Consider the following 21,523-nt stretch of genomic DNA (forward strand, 5'->3'; position numbering starts at 1 on the left):
AGCGGATCAGCCTTGGAACGGTACGTTGTTCAGATCACCGAAGGCGGTGGCGCCGGGCGTCTTCGCGGCGTCGGCGGCGACTTGGGCGCGCGACACGTTCGAATCAGCTTGGGCGGCGAACGGCACGTTGTTCAGGTCACCCCGAGCAACCAGGCCTTCGCTCCTGGCTTGTTGCAGTTCGGCTTGAATCTGGCTGCGGCTGGCCGAGTTGTCGGCTTGCGCGTAGTTGCCTTGGAAAGGCACGTTGTCGATATCGCCGCGGGGGGTGGCCGCTTGAGCGGCGCCAATCAGGGCAAACGAAACGATCAACGAAGTGGCGATGGTTTTCATGGCAGTTCTCCTAGTCCTATCTGAGTGGGAGCAGACCGGTTCGGGTCATTCCGAGAGGTCTGTTGCTGTTCCCGATGACTGAATTCTGCGCTCGCAAGGACTACGGATAAACCCGAGTTTCGCCAAATGACCTTTCCAAAAAATGAAGCAATGGGGCTATTAGCGCGATATATGGTGGCTATACCCCAATCAGCAGAGGCTGCCCTGTGCCGACCTCGCGTGCGTGCAAGTTGACCTCAGAAATCACCAAAAGGTGCGCGCCCACAGCCATAGCGCGATCGCGCAAGCCAGCCACAGCGCGATGATCATCACCGCGCCAAACACGCTGCGGGGCTTCTTTTTTCCCCTGCTGCAGCCATTGGTCGGCTTGCAGTCGGCAGTCGGACAGAACGTTCGCAGGCACAAGGCGCAGGGTCAGCCAGATCAGGCCGGGCAGGAGCAGCGCGTCGTCCAGATAACCAAGGACCGGACTGAAATCCGGGATCAGATCGATCGGGCTAAGCGCATAAGCGACCGTGAACATGGCCAATGCCTTGGCATACCACGGCGTTTGAGGCGACTTCGCCGCGAACCACAATGTCAGACCGTCGCGCTTGATGCGCCGGGCCCAGGCGGTCGGCTTGTCTCGAATGCTCATTGCTATAGATAAATGACTAGGCCAACCCGGAATTGTAGCCACCGATAAAGTCTATTCAACCCGCCCTCCTGCCATTCAGAACCGCACCCGCACCCATCGGGCAACCGCCAGGCCAGTAACAAGGCAATCATGTGGCAAGATGCTGGCATCTCCACGTCCCGGCCCCAACGAATCGTGCCCCCTTCAGAAAGACTTGTCATCGACAAGGAAGCAGCGGCCATCCACGCCGATGTGGACCTGGTGTCCCGCCTGGATGCCGTCCCAAATATTTTGGACGTGGTTTGCCAAGCCACCGGGATGGGATTCGCTGCGGTGGCCAGAGTGACCTCCAAGCAGTGGATCGCCTGCCAGGTCAGGGATGACATCGCTTTCGGCCTGGCCGCGGGCGGCGAACTTGAACTCGAATCCACCATCTGCCACGAAATCTGCCAGCACCAGCAGGTAGTGGTAATCGATCACGTCGCATTGGATCCGCTTTTCCGGGATCACCATACGCCCCGCAGATATGGCTTCCAAAGCTATATTTCGATGCCGATCTTTAGAGGGAATAACGAATTTTTCGGGACGCTTTGCGCGATAGATCCGCATCCCCGGCAAATCAACACGCCTCACATCCTGAAGATGTTCCGGCTGTTCGCTGACCTGATTGGCCGTCTTCTCGACTCCGAAGTCAGGGTTCAGCAGAGCGAAGCGGCACTGGTGGTCGAACGGGAGGACGCCAAACTGCGCGAGCAATTCATCGCGGTCCTGGGGCATGATCTTCGCAATCCGCTAGGATCCATCGCCGCGGGCGCCGGCATATTGCGTAAACGTGCGTCGGATCCCGCCATGCTTCGAGTCGTCTCTCGCATCGAGCAAAGCGTGAATCGCATGGCAGGCTTGATCGATGATGTTCTCGACTTTGCCCGTGGCCGCCTGGGCGCCGGAATTTCGATCAACGCCAGTCTCGAACCCGACCTCGGCGTCTATCTCTCGCACGTCGTGGACGAACTGAGCTCCGCACATCCTGAGCGCGACATATCACTGTCGCTTTCTGCCCTTACACCGGTCTACTGCGATATCGCGCGAGTTGGCCAACTGCTGTCCAACCTCCTGGGTAATGCGCTCACGCATGGTGCCGCCGATCGCCCCATCGAGGTGTCCATAAGTCAGCAAGGCGAAAACTTTTCCCTCACCGTTTCCAATCAGGGCAAGCCCATCAAGCCGCAGATATTGGCGAAGCTTTTTGAACCATTCTTCCGCGGCGAGGTTCGTCCCAGCAGGCAGGGGCTGGGACTTGGGCTGTATATTTGCCACGAAATTGCGCGGGCGCACCACGGTACGCTACATGCCCAATCCGAACTTGCCGGTACCGTATTCTCCTTCACGATGCCGAACCGATGGGACGAGTTGGTCCCGCGGATAGCGGGCGCGTCTTAACCCCCGGGGGCAATGAAGACAGCACAAGGCAAACAAAAAGCCCGCAGAACGAATGTTCATGCGGGCCTTGGGGCAATGCGGGGCAAACTGAGCAATATTCTTGGCGGACAGAGGGGGATTCGAACCCCCGATACGCTTTTGACGTATACACGCTTTCCAGGCGTGCGCCTTCAACCGCTCGGCCACCTGTCCTGATCCGGGATTTCGGCCGGGTGAACCCGATACGAAAAACGGCAATCCGCGATTCTAGCAGATTCAAATGAACCGTGCTGGTGACACGCCCCGCGTCCCTATTTTCCTAAGTAGCCCCTCTACATCCCCTCGCCGGGACGAGGCGCGCCGCGATGAGCCGGTCGGCAGACCGGCCCATGGGGCCTCACAACACATTCAGAATCTGATTCTCCCAGCACCGCTGGTCCAGCCTCGCCGCCAGGTATACCGTTTGCCTTCCCGCGCCATGGCGTTACCCGGACACCCAGATCGGACCGCCCTATTCAAGGACCCCAACGATGCGCAATCTGGACTTCAGTTCCTGGCAAGCCCTGCTCTCCACCCTGCTGGGACTCGCCGTCTTCACCCTGATCGGCGTCGGCATCCGCCTGATCGTGATGCAGACCATCCAGCAGCGCCGTCAACGCGAAAACCGCCAGGTCAATGAACGCCTGCGGACGCTCATCGCCGCCTACAAGACGCTAGGCGGCTCATTCACGGGTAGCTTGCTCGTCGATCCGACACACCTGCGTGACCTCAGGCCCGGCGCGAAAGGCGGCCCGGCGAGCGGCACGGCGCCGGGCGCCGCCTCGAATCCAGGCACCGCTTCCAGCGGGACAACGACAGAACCAGTCCAAACACTAGCCTCGCCTACCCTCCCCGCCACGGACCTGACCACCACCGACCCCATCACCTCATCCGAACGCCGCCGCCGCATCCGTGACGCGGTCGAGGCCGCGCTCTCGGACATCATTCTGCTCGGCACCGAAGAACAAGTCCGGATGGCCGCGCACGCCGCCACCGAGATGGCCCAGGGCCGGCCCGTCCATACCGCTGACCTGGTGATATCGCTGCGCAACTTCATCCGCAAGGTGCTGGACCTGGCCCCCATCCCCGCGAACGTGATCATTCCAGAACAAGGCCCCGCCCGCCCCTCGGCCGCCGGCGCGAAAGGCAAAGACAGCGGCAAGGACGGCGGCGGCGGAGGCTCGAACGCAGGCGGCGGAGCAGGTGGAGGAGGTGGCGGTGGCGGCGCCGGAATGGGCATGGGGATGGGCCTGGGCGTAGGCGCGGCCCACGGCCTGCACGACGACGACAGCACTACAAGCTGACCGCCCCCCCGCTCAATGCACGTAGCAACAGTCGAAACCATGCATGCGCCCGCGACAGCAGCTACTTCCCCGCCCCACTCCGCGTCACACAGTTCAAATACCCATCCACGGCCGCCAGCACCGTCGCGGTCTGCACCACCTGCGCAAACCGGAACCGGTCTCCGTAGACCGTCTCGTCCGGAAACTCGCTGATCAACATCAGCGGCACCCGCTCGCCCGCCGACTCGGTGATCTGCACCGGAATGCCGTTCATCATGTCGAACCCGCGCTCCTGCGCATGCGCCTGGAAAAGCGCCACCTGGCGGGCATTGAAACGAATCAGCTCCGGATGCTCCCGCGCCAACCGCACGGTGATGTTCTCCATCAGCGCGCGCGCCTTGGCACCCCAACCCGCCTGATGCCGCAAGACCAGGAAAAAACCCTTGGGCACGGTCCACAACTCGAAATTGCGCGGCAGATAACCCGACAGAGGCCGCGTCCATTCATGGGCGGGATAGCCATGGAGGCTGATGTGCAACTGCGCGCCGCTGACCTCATAGGCCTTGAAGCGCGCCTCCAGCTCGTAATACGGCGCCTTCTCGCGATAAGCCAGATCGTCGCCCAAGGCGGTATAGCGGGCCGCATGATGCATATGCCGCGGATTACTCTGACAGAGCTGCCCGAACAGCGCATAGCCATCCGGATTCTCCAGCCCGATCAACACGAAGTGCGAATCCAGCCGCGACTTCAACACATGCGCGGCCGCCAGCGCACCGACCACGCCGGACGCCTCATTCGCATGCTGACCGCCGGAAATCACCACGGCCGGCTCGGCACCGCGCACATAGCTGCCCAACACGGCACGCCCTTGCCGCGTCGGCACGCTGAAAGGCTCGCCGCCCACGACGTGCATCTCATGCGCGATACGCTCGGGCGACAAGGGCCCGTTAACCTCCGACAGCGGCGTACCCAGGGACCGCGCCACGACGTCCTTCACCGGTTCGAACGCCTCGGTGGCGATGCGCAGCTTGATCTCGCGCTCGCTCTGCCGGACGTTCGGCACGATCTGCCCCGGCTGCAAGCCGCGATTGCCCAACGGCCGCCCTGAATGGCGCTGGAATATCTCCAGCAGGCCGAAGTAGATCTCTTCGTGCATGGCCTCGAAGGTGCTGATGACCTCGTCCTCGTAGCCCGTATCGCGCTCGATCCCCGGCATATCCACGTCAACCTCAAGCCGGTCGAAATAGGGCTCGCTGTCACCCCAGGGATGACCGCCGACGACGCGCAGTATCGCGTCATGCATCAGCGAGTACTCCGTCGGCCGCGCCTCGTCCAGCAAAAGCTTGCCGTCCGCCCCCTCCACCCTCACCCACCCCGTCGGCGTCAGGTTGACCACACCGGCATGATCCGTCACGACATGGTTGGGCGCGAAAACTTTCTTCTGTTCGGTGCGGGCCGTGGCGTAGCGCAGCTCGATGGCGTACTCCAGCTGGGGGCCACCCGGCTCGAAGGTGACCTCGATGGTGTCCAGCATGCCGACCAGCGGATAGGCCTCCAGGGTGAACCGGCGCCGTAGCGCCGCGGTATGCACCGGATAGCGCACGGTGACACCAGCCAGCCCGTTCACCTCGACCTCATCCAGGAAGAAGTGCACCAGCGGCTTGTAAGCGCTATAGAAACGCGCCTGCACGCCCGCTTGCTCCAGACGCAGCTCCGCCGAGCGCCGCGCCGCGGCCCCTTCGAACAACCACGCCTGTACGTGCGCGCCCCGATAGGCAGGCTCGGAAAACTCCCGCACCCAGGCGTCCAACGTACGCTCGAAAGTCTGTTCCAGCAGTATCGCCATATCTACACCTTGCCCATGGGATCGAGGCGATCGCGCAGCCAGTCACCCAGCAGATTCAAACCCAGCACGGTCAACATGATGGCCAGGCCAGGAAACACGCTGACCCACCACGCGGTCTGCAGATAGGTGCGTCCGTCGGCCAGCATACCGCCCCAGCTGGGAATGGTGGGATCTACCCCCAAACCTAAGAAGGTCAAACTGCTTTCCAGCAGGATATTGTTGGCCACGTTCAAGGCCATCAGAATGATCAGGGGCCCCAGCAGATTCGGCACGATGTGGTGCCGCAGCATCGCCAGGTCCCGCACGCCGAACGCCCGCGCCGCCTGCACGAACTCGCGCTCGCGCAAGGCCAGCACCTGGGCCCGTACCAGCCGCGCGTACTGCACCCACTGCGAGATCACCATGAAGAAGATCACGTTGAACAGGCCGCCGCCCAGGATGGAGATAAAGGTGATCGCCACCAGGATGAAGGGCAAGGCCAGCTGCACATCGGCGAAGCGCATCACGATGATGTCCCACACGCCGCGGTAGTAACCCGACACCAGGCCCATGACGGTGCCCAGCAGGGCCCCGAACAATACCGAGAAAAACCCCGCCGTCAGCGAAATCTGTCCGCCCACGACCACGCGCGCCAACACGTCGCGGCCCAGGGGATCGGTACCGAACACATGCCCCCACGACTGGAACGGCGCGATCAGGCGCGCGCCCAGGTCCATGCCTTCGCCGCCATCGGGAAACAGCCAGCCGGACAACAGCACCGCCAGCACCATGACGCTGGTCAGCACCACGCCCAGCACGAACTCCAGGGAACGGAAACGGCGGCGCGCCGCGGCACGGCGCGCGGCTTCATTGGGAAGAGTCGTCTGCATGTCGCCTCAACGCGTACGGATGCGGGGATCGACGATGCCATAGGCAATGTCGACCAACAGGTTGACCACCACAATCACCAGCGCCAGCACGGTGACCGCCCCCTGCAGCACAGGGTAATCGCGCGACGCGATGGCATCGAACGCCAGGGTGCCCATCCCGGGCCAGTTGAAAACTTTCTCGATCACCACGATGCCGCCTATCAAGCCACCGAATTGCAGGCCCATATAGGTGATGAGCGGAATGGCACAGTTGCGCAGCGCGTGCTTGTACAGCACCACGCGTTCCTTCAGCCCCTTGCTGCGCGCCACCATGATGTACTGCGCCGACAGCGTCTCCAGCATGGTCGTGCGCACCAGCCGCACATTGGTGGCGCTAAGGATGATGGCCATGGTCAGCGCCGGCATCACCAGGCTGATCGGCCCATCCCACCCCGACGGCGGCAACAGGGGAAAGGTGATGGACAACAGCAGCACCAGCATCAAGGCCAGCCAGAAATTGGGAAAGGACAGCCCCACCAGCGACAGGATGCGGATAGCCTGGTCGCTGGCCTTGCCCTTGTGCACCGCCGCCCGTATGCCCAGCGGCACGGAGATCAGGATGGACAAGGCCAATGACACGAAGGCCAGCATCAGGGTCGCGGGCAAGGCATCGCCGATCAGGCGTCCCACGGACGTCCCGCCGGCGAAGCTGCGGCCGAAATCGCCATGCAGCAAACCGCCCATATAGGACAGGTACTGCACGGCGAAGGGCCGGTCCAGACCAAGCCCGGCGCGGATGTTCTGCAGGTCCTGCTCGGTGACACTGCCCGCGCCCTGGCTCAGCATCACCGCCGGATCGCCGGTCAGGCGCACCGCATAAGAAACCAGCAGGGTCACGGCCAGCACGACAAATACGGCTTGCAGGACGCGCTTAACGATAAAACCGATCATGGGAGATACGTCCGGATCATTCCACGCTGGTGTTGACGAAGCGGAATCGGATATCCCCCGGAATATCCGCGTCCTTGACCCGTTTGTTCACGCCGACCACCGTGTCCAGCGCGTACATCGGCAGGTCCAGGGCCTGGTCCGCCACATACGCCGCCACGGCGCGCAGCGTCTTGCGCCGCTCCTCGACGTCGTAGGTATTGCGCTGCGACTCCAGCATCGCGTCCAGCTTGGCATCCTTGTCGTACGGATTCCATTTCTCGCCGGTGTGATACATCAGATACGCGGTGTTGTCGTAGTCATACGTCCAGCCACCCCACTGGTTCTGCCACATCGCGCCGGTCTTGCCCTGCGGGATGATGTCGTTGATCAGCACCGGCGTCTCATACGGCTTGATGGTGACCTTGACGCCGACGGCCTGCATATAGGCGGCCATGGCCTGCGCCACTTCACGGAACTGCGAATCGCTGCCGCGCACATCCAGCTGGATGCTCTCGCCCGGCTTGACACCCGCCGCGGCCAACAGCTTCTTCGCTTCGGCGGGATTGAAGGGAAAAGGCTTCAGCGCGGGGTCGTAGCCGAAGGACAGATCGCCCTGGAAGCTGGCGATAGGCTTGGCCTTGCCCATCAGCAACTGTTTGATGATGGCGTCGCGATCCACCGCCATGGTCAACGCGCGGCGCACTTCAGGCTTGGCGGTGATGCCATGCGCGGTATCGAAGCGCACCACGATGGTGACCGGGCCGCTGGTGCTGACCACATGGGCGTTGGCCGATTTATCGATGGTGGCGACCAGGTTCAGCGGGATCACCGTGGCGATATCCACGCGGCCGGCCTGCAGCTCCGCCACCTGCGTCGCCGGCTCGGCGATGAAGCGGTACACCACCTGGTCCAGTTTGGGCTTGCCGCCCCAGTAGTCATCGTTACGGGCCAGGGTCAGGCTGACCTTGGGCTTGTAGTCGACGAACTTGAACGGACCGGTGCCGACCGGATGTTCGTTGAAATAGGCGTCGCCCTTTTCCTGGATGTACTTCGGCGGCACGATCATCGCGCCATAGCCGGCCAGCTTGGTCAACAGCACGGGATCGGGGCGCTTCATGAAGAAGTCGACCGTATGCGCGTCGACCACTTCCACCTTGTCGATGGACGTGTAGTTGGAGCGCTGCGGTCCCTTGGCGCCTTCCTGGCCCAGCAGGCGGTCGAAGGTGAACTTCACGGCATTGGCGTCGAAAGGCTCACCATCGTGGAACTTGACGCCTTCGCGCAGCTTGAAGCGGATGCGCGCATTGTTGTCGAGGAATTCCCAGCTGGTCGCCAGCGCCGGTTGCAGCTTCATGTCGGCGCCGCGCATCGTCAGGCCGTCATAGATATTGCTGCCGACCGAGCCCCACCACGTCACGAAGGTGTCGATGGGGTCCCAGCTGCCCGCATCCTGCGTGATGGCCACCGTCAGGGTGCCGGCCGCCTGCGCGCCGGCCACGGGCAAGACGCCGAGGGCCAAGGCCGCGCTCAAAGCGGCGGCGGTTTTCTTCAGGGAATACATGGTTGCCTCCAAGGACAGAATCAATACAGCGCGAACGCCGAAAATCAGAAAGGCATCAACGGGCCACCAGATGGCCCGGCTCGACTTCGTCCAACATCAAGATGGCCGGCTCGTCGCCGACACGGCGCAGCGGACTGGGGATTTCGCCTGACACCAGGTTGGTGTCGATATGCCGGCCCGGCTCGGCCACCGGCACGGCGGCCAGCAACTTGCGCGTGTAGGCATGGCGCGGCGATTCGAAAATACGGCGCCGCGTGCCCAGCTCGACGATCTGCCCAAGATACATTACCGCTACCCGATGGCTCACCCGCTCAACCACCGCCATGTCGTGGGTGATGAACAGATAGGACAGGCCATGTTCCTTCTGCAGGTCCATCAGCAGGTTCAGGATCTGCGCCTGGATGGACACATCCAGGGCCGACACCGATTCATCGGCAATGATCAGCCTGGGCTTGCAGGCGAGCGCCCGCGCGATGCACACGCGTTGCCGCTGGCCGCCGGAAAACTCATGCGGATAGCGCTGCGCATGCGCGGCGGACAAGCCCACGTGTTCCAGCAGTTCGGCAACCCGCCGCTGGATGGCGGCCTGGCCGTTCAGAAGGCGGTGCGTGACGATGGGTTCGGCGATGCTGAATCCCACGGTCTTGCGCGGATCCAGCGACGCATAGGGGTCCTGGAAGATGTACTGGATTTCCTGGCGCAGCCGCTGGCTGTCCGCCCGGTTCATCGAAAAGATGTCGCGCCCCTCGAAGCGCACTTCGCCCGAGGTCGGCGCCACCAGCTGCTGCAGGGTCTTGCCTATGGTCGACTTGCCGCTGCCCGACTCCCCCACCAGCGCCAGCGTTTCACCGGGATAGAGATCGAAGCTGACGCCTTCCACCGCGTGGATGCGATGCGTGGCGCGGCCGAGCAAGCCGCGCCTGGCGTCGAAGCGCGTGGTCAGGCCGCGCACGCTGAGCAGAGGCTCGCGGTAGTCCGCCGTATCCACGTCATAGGCCGTGCCCACCTGGCGCAAGGACGCGTCGGCCTGCCCACCCTCTTCCAGGACGATCTGCTGCGTGCGGCGCGGCAGATCGGTGCCGGCCATGCTGCCCAGCCGCGGCACGGCCGCCAGCAAGGCGCGCGTATAGGCGTGGCGCGGCGCCTCGAAGATCTGTTTGACCGGCCCCTGCTCCACTTTCCTCCCGCGCAGCATGACCACCACCTCGTCGGCCATTTCCGCCACCACGCCCATATCGTGCGTGATGAAGACCACGGCCGTGCCCAGATCGCGCTGCAACTCGCGGATGATGTTGAGGATCTGCGCCTGGATGGTCACGTCCAGCGCGGTCGTCGGCTCGTCGGCGATCAACAGGCGCGGCTGACAGGACAGCGCCATGGCGATCATGACGCGCTGGCGCATGCCGCCCGACAACTGATGCGGATAGCGGTCGAGCATCTGCTCGGCGTCCGGCAGCCGCACTTTTTCCAGCAAGGCGCGCGCGGCCTTGCGCGCGGCCGCCGGCGTCAGCCGCTGATGCAGGACGATGGCTTCCTGGATCTGATCGCCCACCGTATAGACCGGGTTCAGCGACGTCATCGGCTCCTGGAAGATCATGGCGATATCGTTGCCGCGCAGGGCCCGCATCTGGTCTTCGGACGCCTGCGTCAGATCCACCGCCTGGCCGGCCTTGTCGCGCAACACGATGCTGCCGGCGCTGACGCGCCCGCCCGTGTAGCGGGTAAGGCCCATGATGGCCAGGGATGTCACGGATTTGCCCGAACCGGACTCGCCCACGATGGCCAGGGTCTGGCCAGGGCGCACTTCGAAATCCAGGCTGTCAACGGCGCGCACGGGGCCGGCGTCGGTGGAGAAATCCACGGTGACCCCGCGCAGCGACAGCAGGACGTCGGCGGAAGGCGGGGGGGTGTTGCGGGTAGGCAAGGAGGTAATAAGCAAATGTGAATCGACTGATTCTCGACGGACGCGCGCCGGCGGCACATCCGTACAAACCCTTAGGCTGCTTCCCCCGCCGCCGGAGACCTGACGCCCCCGCTATTCAACCGGCCACGCCTGGTCCACGCACTCCAGGAAGGCCTTCGCCAGCCGCGTGCCGGGCGTGTTCGTCGGCCGCAGCACGTAGCTGCTGAACTCGATGGCCGGCTCGAACGCAATGGCCTTGGTCCCCGGGATCTTCATGCTGCGGCTGACGATGGGATTGACGATGCCTACCCCCAGCCCCAGGCCGACCATGCGGCAGATCGTCGTGGCGTAGGGGGTTTCCATCATCAGCTGGCGCTCGTCGGTTTCGAAAGCCGCATCGGTGGCCAGGCGCGTCGAACTGCCCTGGGGCAGGGAAATGAAGCGCTCCCCCGCCAGGTCCGCCGCCCGTATCAGGCGCTTGCGCGCCAGGCGATGATTGCCGGGCACCACGCAGACGCCCCGCTCCCTGCGCAAAGGCGTCGCTTCGATGCCGGGAATGTCGGACAGGAAGGACACCAGGCCCACCTCGCAGTAGCGCAATGCCGTCCACTTCGCGACCGCGGATGATCCGCTGGTATGGATCACCACCGGCACCGTGGGGTAGCGCTCGGTGAACAGGCGCATGGCCTCGGGAATGATGCTCATGGCGATCGAGGACACCGCCCCGACCCGCAGGCTGCCGGTGCCGGATTGCTTGATCGACCTGGCCGAATCGGACAGGCTTTCCAGCCCCACGAACGCGCGCTCCACTTCGACCAGCAGGGACTCGGCCTCGACCGTCGGCGTGATGCGCCCGGCCACCCGCTCGAATAGCGCGAAGCCCACTTCCTTTTCCAGCTGGGAGATGACGCGCGTGACGTTGGGCTGCGAGGTGTGCAACTGGCTGGCTGCGAGCGTCATGGAGCGCGTCAGCATGACCGCGCGGAAGGTTTCGATCTGCTTGAAGTTCATGCCCTGCCGCCTCCGGAAACGCCTGTTGCCAAGCCCATATCAAAAACGTATCGACGCGCCAAGATAACTGATTTGACGATATAGGGGGGCATTTTCATACTGGCCAGCATACGTTTTCACGGAGCTACAGAGATGGAATCCAAAGTCAGCCGGCGCCTCAAGGAGGCCATCGCACCCGAGGTGCGCGAATTCATTTTCGTGCCGCGCCTAAGCCGCGAGTTTCACGCCAACTTCGCCTACCTGACGAGCATCAATCAGGCGCACCTGCTGATGCTGCACGACACGGGCTTGATGGACACGGCCACGGCCGCGACGCTCGCCCAGGCCTTGGTGCGCATGGAAGAGGAAGGCCCGGACGCCGTCGAACTGGATGCCGGCCGCGAGGAAGCCTATTTCAATTACGAAGCGCGCCTGATGGAAATCGCGGGCCGCGATGCCGGCGGCCGCCTGCACATGGCGCGCAGCCGCAACGACATGGGCGCCACCGTCGATCGCATGAAGACCCGGACCAAGGTGCTCGACCTCATCGACGCGCTGGCCGCCGTGCACGCAGCCGCCTTGGCGCGGGCCAGCGATTACGCCGACGTGGTCATGCCCGGCTACACGCACCTGCAACCGGCCCAGCCCATCACGTACGGCTACTACCTGACCGCCGTCGCCGACACCCTGCTGCGCGACATCGACCGCCTGAACCTGGGCCTGCGCCGTCTGGATGCCTGCCCCCTGGGCGCCGGCGCGCTGGCCGGCACCGCCTTCTCCATCGACCGCCAGGCCACGGCCGCATGGCTGGGCTTTGCCGCGCCCGTCCCGAACGCGCTGGACGCGGTGGCGTCGCGCGACTACGGCCTGGAGCTGATGTCGTCCATCGCCATCACCGCGGTCACCTGGAGCCGGGTCGCCCAAGACTACTATGTGTGGTCGACCCCCGAGTTCGGCCTGATCGAATTCCCTGACAGCGTGGCCAGCACGTCAAGCATCATGCCGCAGAAGAAGAACCCCGCGGTGCTTGAATATCTCAAGGGCAAGGCCGGCCACATGGTGGGCCTGTTGACGGCGGCCATGGCCACCGTCAAGGGCACCAACTTCACCCATACCGCCGACAGCAGCCGCGAGAGCATGCGCAGCTTCTACGAAGCGCTGGACGAATCGCAACGTTGCGTGGCCCTGCTGCGCCTCATCGTGGACCGGGCCCAGCCGCGCACGGAAAACATGCTGCAGCAGACGCGCGGCAACTTCTCCACCGCCACCGACCTGGCCGATGCGCTAGTGCGCGAAGCGGGCATGTCCTTCCGTGACGCGCATCACGTCGTCGGCGCGGTGGTGCGGCGCGCGCTGGACGCCGGCATACAGGCCGATCGTATCGACACGGCCCTGATCGATGCCGCGTCCGAGGAAGAACTGGGCCGCCCCGCCGGACTGACCGCCAGCACCGTTGCGGACTGCCTGGATCCTGCCCGCAACGTGGCCTCGCGCAAGATACTGGGCGGCCCGGCGCACGCCCGCGTGCTTGAAAGCGTGCAACGGCAAGCGCAAGCCCGCGATCGTATTCTTGAAGAGACGCACAGCTATCGCAGCCGCCTGAGCGACGCGGCGCAGACTCTCAAGCGCCAGACGCAGGAACTGGCGGCGGCAAGGCACTGAAGGTAAGGCACTGAACGCAAAGCACGGAAGCAAGCGCTGAAGGCAGAGCATCCACGCATCGCGCGTTGCGCCTTGCGGATGGATGCCAAACATTCCAAGGGGAATTCCATCATGAAAATCATTCGTCGACTTATCCTGGGCGCGGTGCTGGCACTGCCCCTGGCCGCCTCCGCGGCGGAGTCCTATCCCAGCAAGCCGATCCGTCTGATCGTGCCCTTCGCCCCCGGCGGCAGCGTCAACCTGATGGGCCGGCTGCTGGCCGACAACCTGTCGCAGCGCCTGGGCCAGCAGGTCATCGTCGAGAACCGCGCGGGCGCCGGCGGCCTGATCGGCGCGGAGCTGGTGGCGAACGCGGCGCCCGACGGCTACACCCTGCTGTTGGCGACGATGGGCGCGCAGTCCATCCTGCCGTACCTGACCAAGCAGCTACGTTTCGACCCCAAGAAGGCGTTCTCCCCGATCGGCGAGTTCGCCAGCCTGCCCAATATTCTCGTCACCGCGCCTGACCTGCCGGTGTCGAACCTGGCCGAACTCATTGCCTACGCGAAAGCCCACCCTGGTGAACTGAGCATGGCATCGGCGGGCATAGGCTCGGTCAACCAGATGGTCGGCGAACTGTTCATGCTGAAGACGGGCACGCAGTTCACCCATGTCCCATACAAAGGGGTGGGCCCCGCCATGGTCGACCTGCTCGGCGGACGCGTGCAGATCCTGTTCGCCAATGTGCCCGGCGTGGCGGCGCAGGTGAAGGAAGGCAAGCTCAAGGGCTTGGGCATCGCCGGCCAGCAGCGTACAGCCATGCTTGCCGACGTCCCCACCATGAAGGAAGCCGGCGCCTGCGACTGCGTGGTGGAATCCTGGTTCGGCCTGATGGGCCCCGCCGGCATGCCAGCCGAACTGGTCGACCGCCTGTCCCGCGAACTGCGCGACGTGGTCGCTACCCCGGCCATGAAGCATATGCTGGCCGAGCAAGGCGCTGAAGCCATCCAGGGCACACCCGCTCAGTTTTCCACCCTGATCGACGCCGATGCCCAACGCTGGTCGGCGGTGATCAAGGAAGCAAAACTGGCGGATTGAGGCGGCAGCTCACGGCATCACTTCCCGATACGACATCCTTTCCCCGCTGGCGTCGGTTTCCTCCAGCCGCACCTTGAAGCCCCACAGGCGGCCAAGGTGCTTCAGCACTTCTTCCGCGTCCTCGGCCACCAGCGGCCGTCCGCGCGATTGCAGATGACGCAGCACCAGCGACCGATCCGTTTCGCGGTTGTAGCGGACCACCTGGATATCCGGCACCTGGTTGTCGCGGTTGTGCTGTTCCGCCAGCAGCTTGCGCACCCGGCGGTAGCCGGCGTCATCATGGATGGCCGCCACTTCCAGCTTGGGGTTGGACGCATGGTCGGCGATGGCGAAAAAGCGGAAGTCGCGGATCAGCTTGGGCGACAGGTACTGCGAAATAAAGGATTCATCCTTGAAATTGCGCATGGCGAAGTCCAGCGTCGTCAGCCAGTCCGAGCCCGCGATGTCCGGGAACCAGCGGCGATCCTCTTCAGTAGGGTGTTCGCAGATACGGCGGATGTCCGTCATCATGGCGAAGCCCAGCGCATAAGGATTGATGCCGCCATAGCCACGCTGGTCGAACCCGCGCTGGCTGACCACACTGGTGTGGCTGTGCAGGAACTCGATCATGAAGCCGTCGGTGACCAGGCCCTTCTGATGCATGCGATTCAGAATGGTGTAGTGCCAGAACGTGGCCCAGCCCTCGTTCATCACCTTGGTCTGCATCTGCGGGTAGTAGTACTGCGCGATCTTGCGCACGATGCGCACCAGCTCACGCTGCCAGGTCTGCAGCTTGGGCGAATGCTTTTCGATGAAGTAGAGGACGTTCTCCTCCGGCTCCGCCGGAAACACGCTGTCGGGGTTCTTGCCCTGCTCTTCCGTCCTGGGCACCGTGCGCCACAGGTCATTGACCTGCAGCCGCTGATATTCCTCGCGGTCCGCCACGCGTTGCAGCTCTTCCTTATAGGAAACCGGCGCCGGGCGCTTGTAGCGGTCGACCCCATGCGAAGACAGCGCGTGGCAGGAGTCGAGGATTTCCTCCACCGCTTCGATACCGTGGCGCTCTTCGCAAGCCATTACGTAATTGCGCGCGAACACCAGATAGTCCAGCACGCCCTCGGCGTCGGTCCACTGGCGGAACAGGTAATTGCCCTTGAAGAAGGAGTTGTGGCCGTAGCAGGCGTGCGCGATCACCAGCGCCTGCATCGCCATGGAGTTCTCCTCCATGAGATACGAGATGCAGGGATCGGAATTGATGACGATCTCGTAGGCCAGCCCCTGCGCGCCTTTCCTGTAGGCCTGCTCGTTCAGGATGAAATCCTTGCCGTAGGACCAGTGCGCGTAACCGACCGGCAGGCCGGCCGAGGCATAGGCGTCGAGCATCTGCTCGGACGTGATGACCTCGATCTGGTTCGGATAGGTATCCAGCTTGAACTCCGCCGCGACTTTGGCGATGGCCTCGTCGTAGCGTTGCAGCAGCTCGAACGTCCATTCCGACGTGGTCGAGATCGGCCCTTCCGGGCCCGTGCCGCCGCTCGGCAATTCGCCGGCGGCAGGCGCTTCCAGCGCATTCAGGATGGCGTTTTTCATGCAGCCTCCTTGCGGAACAGCTCGTGAAAGACCGAGAAAATCTCCGAACGATCGGATATGCGTCGCATGACGAAGTGCTCGGCAGGCTCCCGTTCGTATTCCGCCCACAGGCTGCTCTTGCGCACGTCATGGATGTCGTGCAGCTCGATGTAGGCAAAATAGCGGGTGGCCGGCAGCAGGTGCTCCGACAGGAAACGCACGCTGCGGCCGGCGTCGGCGCCGAAGGAATCGCCGTCACTGGCTTGCGCCGCGTAGATATTCCAGCTGGATGGCGAGTAGCGCTTGGCGATGATCTCGTGCATCAACTCCAGGGCTGACAACACCACCGTGCCGCCGCTCTTCGGATCATGGAAGAAGGTGTCTTCGTCCACTTCCTCGGCATTGTCCGTATGGCGAATAAAAACCAGATCGACATGCTCGTACTTGCGCGTCAGGAACAGATAGAGCAAGGTGAAGAAGCGCTTCGCCATGTCCTTCTTCGTTTCGTCCATGGAGCCCGAAACGTCCATCAGGCAGAACATGACGGCGCGCGCCACCGGTACCGGCACCGACACGCGGTTGCGATACCGCAGGTCGATCTCATCCAGAAAGGGCACCCGCGCCAGCCGGCCGCGGCAGATTTCCACCTGTTCGCGGGCGGCCTCGACCTGCTCATCCGGGGCCTTGCGAGCCACCAGCGCGTCCAGCTCGTCTTCCGCCGCGGTCAGCTCCTGGCGCGCGCCCACGCTCAAGGCGATGCGACGCGACAAGGATGCCTTCAACGTCCGATTGACGCTGAGCGAACTGGGTGAACCGGTGGTCGTGTAGCCGGCACGCTGCCATTTCTTCTGGTTTACGTCTCCCAGCTGGGTCCGGACCAGATGCGGCAGTTCCAGGTCCTCGAAGAAGAAATTGAGGAACTCGGCGCGCGAAAGCGTAAAGGTGAACTGGTCCACCGAGTCGCCTTCGCCCGGCTCATTGCCACCCTGCCCCTGCCCGCCCTGGGGCCGGTCGATGGTATCGCCCGTGACGAACTCGCGGTTGCCCGGGTGCACCATCTCCCGATCGCCCCCGGAACCATGCCGGAACCGGGGTTCGGAGATGTCCCGGGTGGGGAGGTTGATTTCCCCGCCCTGGTCCATCTCTTCGATCGAGCGCTCGCGAATCAGATCCCGGACTGCTTTCCGCACCTGAGTCTTGTAGCGCCGGAGGAAACGTTCCCGATTGACGGCGCTCTTGTTGCGTCCATTGAGACGACGATCGATAAGTGAGTTCATAGCACCCCGCTCAGGAGGATTTTCTGACCCGCAAATACCATTCGCAGAGGAGCCGCACCTGCTTCTCGGTATAGCCCTTTTCGACCATACGTTCGACGAAACTCTGATGCTTGCTCTTGTCCTCGGCCGAAGCCTTGGCATTGAAGGAGATGACGGGGAGCAGATCTTCGGTGTTCGAGAACATTTTCTTCTCGATCACTTCCCGCAGCTTCTCGTAGCTGGTCCACGTGGGATTGCGGCCACTATTGTTGGCGCGCGCCCGCAGCACGAAATTGACGATCTCGTTGCGGAAATCCTTGGGATTGGCGATGCCCGCCGGCTTCTCGATTTTCTCGAGCTCGTCGTTCAGCGCCGAGCGGTCGAAGCTTTCGCCCGTTTCGGGATCGCGGAAATCCTCGTCCTGGATCCAGCAATCCGCGAAGGTGACGTAACGGTCGAAGATGTTCTGCCCATATTCCGAATAAGACTCCAGATAGGCGGTCTGGATTTCCTTGCCGATGAACTCCGCATAGCGCGGCGCCAGATAGCCCTTGATGAATTCCAGGTAGCGCCGCCGCGTGTCTTCAGGGAAGTCCTCGCGGGCGATGCGCTGCTCCAGCACGTACATCAGGTGTACCGGGTTGGCCGCCACTTCGGTCTGGTCGTAGTTGAAGACGCTGGACAGGATTTTGTACGCGAACCGCGTCGACACCCCATTCATGCCTTCATCGGTGCCGGCATAGTCCTTGTACTCCTGCAGCGACTTGGCCTTGGGATCGACGTCCTTCAAGGTCTCGCCGTCATACACCCGCATCTTCGAATAAATGTTGGAGTTCTCCGGTTCTTTCAAGCGCGTCAGCACGGAGAACTGAGCCATCATGTCCAGGGTGCCGGGCGCGCATGGCGCTTCGCTGAGCGAGCTGTTGCGCAGCAGCTTGTCGTAGATGCAGACCTCTTCCGACAGCTGCAGGCAATAGGGCACCTTGACGATGTAGATACGATCGAGGAAGGCCTCGTTGTGTTTGTTGTTGCGGAAGGTCTGCCACTCCGACTCGTTCGAGTGGGCCAGGATGCTGCCGTTGAACGGAATCGCCGAGAAGCCTTCGGTACCCTTGAAGTTGCCTTCCTGCGTGGCGGTCAGCAGGGGGTGCAGCATCTTGATGGGCGCTTTGAACATTTCGACGAATTCAAGCAAGCCCTGATTGGCCAGGCACAAGCCGCCGGAATAGCTGTAAGCATCCGGGTCGTCCTGCGAATAGCGGTCCAGTTTGCGAATGTCGACCTTGCCGACCAGCGAGGAGATGTCCTGATTGTTCTCATCGCCCGGCTCCGTCTTGGCGATGGCCACCTGGCGCAACACGGACGGGTTCAAGCGCACGACGCGGAATTGCGAGATGTCGCCATCGAACTCTTTCAGGCGCTTGATGGCCCAGGGCGACATGATGCCGCTGAGATACCGGCGCGGAATACCGTATTCGGTTTCCAGCTGCTCGCCGAAGCGATCGGGATTGAACAGTCCAAGCGGCGTTTCGTTGACCGGCGAACCTTTGAGCGCGTAGATGGGATAGCTTTCCATCAGCGCCTTCAGGCGTTCCGCGATGGAGGATTTGCCACCCCCGACAGGGCCCAGCAGGTAGAGGATCTGCTTGCGTTCTTCCAGACCCTGGGCGGCATGCTTGAAGAAGGCCACGATCTGGCTGATCACGTCCTCCATTCCGAAGAATTCCTTGAAGGCCGGATAGCGCCGAATGATGCGATTGGAGAACAGCCGGGAAAGCCGCAGATCGTTGCGCGTATCGATGATCTCCGGTTCCCCGATCGCCGCCAGCATCCGTTCCGCCGGGCTGGCATAAGCCATCGGATCACGCTTCGCCAGATTGAGATATTCCTCAAGGGTCAGCTCCGCTTCCTGATCCCTGGCGTACTGCGACTTGAAGCCTTCTACGATGGTCAGCATCGTGACACCTCCAACAACGTCGTGCGAAAAGGTTCTACTGCGCTCCCGATGACTTCATTGTGTGCCTGAGTGCGCCACCTCGCTAGAGGTAATTGCCATTAGTTCATTCAAGCGACATACATGGCAATGCGCTGTTGCTTTCGACACACACACTACATAACAACAGGTCGCATGAGGTTTAGTCCAGTGGCATGGAACGCAAGTTCCGCAAATAAAGGCAGGGAAAGCGAGCAATGAAATAAATCATCTCAATATCAGACATCTGCCCCTCACACCAAAATAGAGAAAACCTGCGACCATCTTTTTGGGTTGAAGACCTACGCGCCGCGATGAACTTCCAAGGCTCCCGGAGCGCTCAGCATTCTTTCGACGTACCGCGCGATCGTGTCGATTTCCAGGTTGACCTTGGCGCCTGCCTTCACGTTACGCAACGTGGTCACCTCTTGGGTATGCGGAATAACGTTAATACTTATGTCGGATCCATTTTTATCCGGCAAATCCACCACGCGATTAACCGTCAGGCTGATGCCATTCACGGTAACAGAGCCCTTATAAGCGAGATATTTCGCGATTTCCGCGGGGGCCCGGATGATAAGCTCCCTCGATTCACCGACCGCTTCGTAGCTCTGCACCACGCCGAGGCCGTCGACATGGCCCGACACCAGATGGCCGCCAAGCGCATCGCCCACACGCAAGGCCTTTTCCAGATTCACTTCACCGGCCGTTTCCAATCCCACGGTCAGGTTGAGGCTTTCGCGTGATACATCGACCTGGAATTCGCGATCGCGCAATGCCACCACGGTCATGCACGCGCCCTGGATGGCGATCGAATCGCCCAGCGACACATCGCTGAGGTCCAGATTGCCGGCGTCGATATGCAGGTGTAAACCCGCAGCGCCGTCATTGGATTCAAAGGGCTGGACTCGTACGATGCGACCCACGGTCGCCACGATGCCGGTAAACATAAGAACTCACTCCTGGTAAATTTCACCGAACCGGAGCCATTCCATGCTGGACGTATTGCTCGCAAGCAAGCCGTGCGCCCGCGTGGCCTGGCTCCGGCCAAAAACTAGGGGTAAACATTAGGTCGGTGCATAAAAAAATATGCATGCATCCTGATTAGCGGGCAGCAGCAGCCGCCATCAGCTGCTGCCAACGTTCCACATAGCGGCCGCGCAAGCGCACGTCGTCACCCAGCCGCAGCACGTCGACGAATTCAAAGCGGCGAGCCTCCGACAAATGCGCCAACATGGGCAGGCCGACCATGCCGGCCGCATCGCCCAGCAGGACCGGCGCGATATAGGCCAGCACTTCGTCCACGCAATCCGCGGCCAGCAAGGCGCCGCTCAGGCCGGCGCCCGCCTCGACGTGCACTTCATTGACCTGTTGCTCGCCCATCCAGCGCATCACCGCCGGCAGATCGACCCGGCCCGCCACGGCCGGCATGCGGATCACGCGTGCGTTACGGCGCGCCAGGCGCTCGGCCTTCTCGCTGTCGTCGCTGGTGGTGAAGACCCAGACCTCGCTACCGTCGAGCAAGCGGGCGTTCTCCGGCAGGCGCAGGTCGCTGTCCACCAACGCCTTGCGCGGCTGGCGCGGCAGATCGAAGGCGCGCACCGTCAATTGAGGATCGTCCTTGAGCACCGTGCCCATGCCGGTCAGGATGACGTCGGCCCGCGCACGCCATGCGTGCCCGTCGGCGCGCGCCTCGGCGCCGGTTATCCATTGCGACATGCCGTTGTGCAAGGCGCTGCGGCCATCCAGCGATGCCGCCAGCTTGAGCCAGGTCCAGGGCGTGCCGCGACTCATGCGGGCCGCGAAACCGGCATTCAAGGCCAAGGCTTCTTCCTGGCATACGCCCGCCGTGACCGCGATGCCAGCTTCGCGCAAGCGCGCCATGCCGGCCCCGCCGACCAGCGGATTGGGGTCGCCCATGGCGACCACCACGCGCGCGGGCGCGGCGGCAACCACGGCGTCGGCGCAAGGCGGCGTGCGGCCGTAATGGCTGCAGGGTTCCAGGGTGACGTAAAAGGTGGCGCCGGCTGTCGCTTCGCCGCGCCGTGCCGCGTCGCGCAGGGCGCTGACTTCGGCATGCGGGCCTCCCGGGGGCTGAGTGGCGCCCTCGCCGATCACGCGGCCATCGCGCACGATGACGCACCCCACCCGAGGGTTGGGCGCGGTGGTGTGGATGACGGTTTGGGCGAGCGCCAAGGCATGGCGCATCCAGTGCAGGTCGGCTTCGGTAGTCACGTCTGAAT

The 21,523-nt window shown here is 63.0% G+C and carries 18 protein-coding genes and 1 tRNA gene; 4 read left to right on the top strand and 15 right to left on the bottom strand.

What is annotated here, in order from left to right; translation table 11 throughout:
• Positions 1–6: 6 nt before the first annotated feature.
• The 3 genes from ASB57_RS19865 to ASB57_RS31890 all read right to left on the bottom strand — a co-directional run bounded on the left by ASB57_RS19865 (position 7) and on the right by ASB57_RS31890 (position 870).
• Positions 7–330, bottom strand: a complete 324-nt coding sequence (locus ASB57_RS19865) for a DUF4148 domain-containing protein (protein WP_057653780.1) — start codon at positions 328–330, stop codon at positions 7–9.
• A 178-nt stretch (positions 331–508) separates the two neighbouring features.
• Positions 509–823, bottom strand: a complete 315-nt coding sequence (locus ASB57_RS31885; RefSeq protein WP_369822875.1) for a DUF1232 domain-containing protein — start codon at positions 821–823, stop codon at positions 509–511.
• On the bottom strand, positions 814–870 hold the full coding sequence (locus ASB57_RS31890) for a hypothetical protein (protein WP_369822876.1): 57 nt from the start codon (positions 868–870) through the stop codon (positions 814–816). Before ASB57_RS31890 ends, ASB57_RS31885 begins: the two co-directional genes overlap by 10 nt.
• A gap of 226 nt (positions 871–1,096) precedes the next feature.
• Between ASB57_RS31890 and ASB57_RS19875 the strand changes: the two genes are divergently transcribed.
• On the top strand, positions 1,097–2,386 hold the full coding sequence (locus ASB57_RS19875) for a GAF domain-containing sensor histidine kinase (RefSeq protein WP_082621728.1): 1,290 nt from the start codon (positions 1,097–1,099) through the stop codon (positions 2,384–2,386).
• Between the two features lie 101 nt (positions 2,387–2,487).
• On the opposite strand, the gene ASB57_RS19880 is transcribed toward ASB57_RS19875, so the two are convergent.
• Positions 2,488–2,578: transfer RNA gene (locus ASB57_RS19880), tRNA-Ser, on the bottom strand.
• 317 nt (positions 2,579–2,895) lie between these two features.
• On the opposite strand from ASB57_RS19880, the gene ASB57_RS19885 reads away from it, so the two are divergent.
• Entirely contained in the window at positions 2,896–3,708 is an 813-nt protein-coding gene (locus ASB57_RS19885) for a hypothetical protein (RefSeq protein ID WP_057653781.1), read from the top strand.
• A 61-nt stretch (positions 3,709–3,769) separates the two neighbouring features.
• Here ASB57_RS19885 and ASB57_RS19890 read toward each other — a convergent pair whose 3' ends face one another.
• From ASB57_RS19890 to ASB57_RS19915, 6 genes are all read right to left on the bottom strand, one after another.
• Positions 3,770–5,533: a peptidase M14 gene (locus ASB57_RS19890; RefSeq protein ID WP_057653782.1), complete on the bottom strand. Its 1,764-nt coding sequence runs from the start codon at positions 5,531–5,533 to the stop codon at positions 3,770–3,772.
• Between the two features lie 2 nt (positions 5,534–5,535).
• Positions 5,536–6,402, bottom strand: coding sequence for an ABC transporter permease (locus tag ASB57_RS19895; protein WP_057653783.1), 867 nt, complete (start codon positions 6,400–6,402; stop codon positions 5,536–5,538).
• Positions 6,403–6,408: 6 nt separating this feature from the next.
• Positions 6,409–7,332 carry an ABC transporter permease gene (locus ASB57_RS19900; RefSeq protein ID WP_057653784.1) on the bottom strand — a complete coding sequence of 308 codons (924 nt, stop codon included), beginning with the start codon at positions 7,330–7,332 and terminating at the stop codon, positions 6,409–6,411.
• Positions 7,333–7,348: 16 nt separating this feature from the next.
• Positions 7,349–8,872, bottom strand: coding sequence for an ABC transporter substrate-binding protein (locus tag ASB57_RS19905; protein WP_057653785.1), 1,524 nt, complete (start codon positions 8,870–8,872; stop codon positions 7,349–7,351).
• Positions 8,873–8,927: 55 nt separating this feature from the next.
• Complete coding sequence (locus ASB57_RS19910) at positions 8,928–10,757, bottom strand: dipeptide ABC transporter ATP-binding protein (protein WP_369822877.1); 1,830 nt, start codon at positions 10,755–10,757, stop codon at positions 8,928–8,930.
• Positions 10,758–10,907: 150 nt separating this feature from the next.
• Entirely contained in the window at positions 10,908–11,786 is an 879-nt protein-coding gene (locus ASB57_RS19915) for a LysR family transcriptional regulator (protein ID WP_057653786.1), read from the bottom strand.
• A gap of 132 nt (positions 11,787–11,918) precedes the next feature.
• Here ASB57_RS19915 and argH point away from each other — a divergent pair, with 132 nt between their 5' ends.
• A complete protein-coding gene (gene argH / locus ASB57_RS19920; RefSeq protein WP_057653787.1) occupies positions 11,919–13,427 on the top strand; it encodes an argininosuccinate lyase in 1,509 nt (502 codons plus the stop codon).
• 111 nt (positions 13,428–13,538) lie between these two features.
• Positions 13,539–14,504: a tripartite tricarboxylate transporter substrate binding protein gene (locus tag ASB57_RS19925; RefSeq protein WP_156414215.1), complete on the top strand. Its 966-nt coding sequence runs from the start codon at positions 13,539–13,541 to the stop codon at positions 14,502–14,504.
• Positions 14,505–14,513: 9 nt separating this feature from the next.
• Here the strand turns inward: ASB57_RS19925 and ASB57_RS19930 are convergent, their stop codons facing one another.
• From ASB57_RS19930 to ribD, 5 genes are all read right to left on the bottom strand, one after another.
• Positions 14,514–16,073, bottom strand: a complete 1,560-nt coding sequence (locus ASB57_RS19930) for a SpoVR family protein (RefSeq protein WP_156414216.1) — start codon at positions 16,071–16,073, stop codon at positions 14,514–14,516.
• The gene (locus ASB57_RS19935; protein ID WP_057653788.1) at positions 16,070–17,329 is read right to left on the bottom strand and encodes a YeaH/YhbH family protein; all 1,260 of its coding nucleotides are present in this window, start codon (positions 17,327–17,329) and stop codon (positions 16,070–16,072) included. Before ASB57_RS19935 ends, ASB57_RS19930 begins: the two co-directional genes overlap by 4 nt.
• Before the next feature lie 10 nt (positions 17,330–17,339).
• Entirely contained in the window at positions 17,340–19,265 is a 1,926-nt protein-coding gene (locus ASB57_RS19940; protein WP_156414217.1) for a PrkA family serine protein kinase, read from the bottom strand.
• A 317-nt stretch (positions 19,266–19,582) separates the two neighbouring features.
• Positions 19,583–20,230: a riboflavin synthase gene (locus ASB57_RS19945; protein ID WP_057653789.1), complete on the bottom strand. Its 648-nt coding sequence runs from the start codon at positions 20,228–20,230 to the stop codon at positions 19,583–19,585.
• Positions 20,231–20,384: 154 nt separating this feature from the next.
• The gene (gene ribD, locus ASB57_RS19950) at positions 20,385–21,515 is read right to left on the bottom strand and encodes a bifunctional diaminohydroxyphosphoribosylaminopyrimidine deaminase/5-amino-6-(5-phosphoribosylamino)uracil reductase RibD (protein WP_369822730.1); all 1,131 of its coding nucleotides are present in this window, start codon (positions 21,513–21,515) and stop codon (positions 20,385–20,387) included.
• Between the last annotated feature and the right edge of the window lie 8 nt (positions 21,516–21,523).

The sequence above is a fragment of the Bordetella sp. N genome (assembly GCF_001433395.1).
Classification (GTDB): Bacteria; Pseudomonadota; Gammaproteobacteria; order Burkholderiales; family Burkholderiaceae_B; genus Bordetella_C.